Source organism: Bartonella sp. AD328YNZD (assembly GCF_042196425.1).
The window spans coordinates 1-1135 of the sequence record NZ_JBHIQG010000546.1; the positions used below are offsets into that span (position 1 = coordinate 1).

A 1135-nucleotide genomic window follows, 5' to 3' on the forward strand; every position below is an offset into this window, starting at 1 on the left:
TGTGCAAGCCGTGCACGCACAATACTATAATCCTTGCCCACAAGCGAAAGAATAAGAACAATAAAAAATATCAAAAGTGGTAGATTGATAAACCCTGTCAAACGTTCTAGCCAAAAATGCTCTGTTCCTTCATGAGCACTGCCACGCCCCCGTACTTTTCCAAGTTCCGTTCGAAAATCTTTTTTCATATCTCTTTTCACCCCCAGCTAAACAACGGTATATCCAATAATCCAAATCGCAAAAGTAACAATAAGAGAAATAAACACTGTCGCCCACGCAGTGACTGTTGCCTTTTCTTTTGCCAAAAGGCAAGGCTTCAGATCCCAAACAATGTGGCGAACACCACCAACCATGTGATGAACCCCTGCCAAAGTATAAAGAAACAAAATACACAATCCAAACCAAGAACTATAAATTTCGTAAACTGTTCTAAATGTCTCCTCGCCACACGCAATAGCAATTAACCAAACAGCAAGAAAAACCGTTCCAACATAAAGTGCCATACCCGTAATGCGGTGTGCAATAGACATGGCCATAGTAATTGTCCAACGATAAATGCTTATATGAGGGGAACGAGGGCGCTCTTTTATCCTAGTTGTCTCTATCATAAAATATCCTGACCTGGTTTATCATAAAATATCCTGACCTGGTTTTTGCAACCGCAATGAACGAAAAAGTTCGCGCAAAACGACTAAACATACTCTCTCGTTTTTACTTGTTTGGCATCTCAAGATACCGATATTACAGGTCGGTTGTCTCAAATAACGGATTAAAGGTCACGCATAAAAAAACCGATTACTCCCCGGATATGATCCGCAAAACTCGCCTTAATCTAATACACTTTTATCTTCACGTCAAAGGTCTAAAATATTTTCCAAATATAAACAGACATTTTTTCAGATTAAACTTATCCTTTTGAGTATCCACGATATATGCAATAGTCTCTTAAACTGCACCCATGATTAAGAATAAAAAGAGGGAAAATTGATAGATTAAACATTTTTATGTCTCCTCCAAGCCTTTTAAAAGGCAAAACGAATCAAGAAAGACACAAATAAGCGGCATAAAAGCCGCTTTTGCATAAAGTTTAGCCGATATAATCTTTACTCAGAAACTTGCTTTTCAACATCTGTAC

At 38.1% G+C, this 1135-nt stretch carries 1 protein-coding gene and 1 pseudogene; both read right to left on the reverse strand.

Annotation, left to right across the window (positions count from 1 at the left end; all coding sequences use genetic code 11):
* Positions 1 to 188: pseudogene (locus ACFIO3_RS13535) on the reverse strand (succinate dehydrogenase, hydrophobic membrane anchor protein); the annotation flags it as partial.
* Positions 189 to 206: 18 nt separating this feature from the next.
* Positions 207 to 608, reverse strand: coding sequence for a succinate dehydrogenase, cytochrome b556 subunit (gene sdhC / locus ACFIO3_RS13540; protein ID WP_375606014.1), 402 nt, complete (start codon positions 606 to 608; stop codon positions 207 to 209).
* Positions 609 to 1135: the final 527 nt, after the last annotated feature.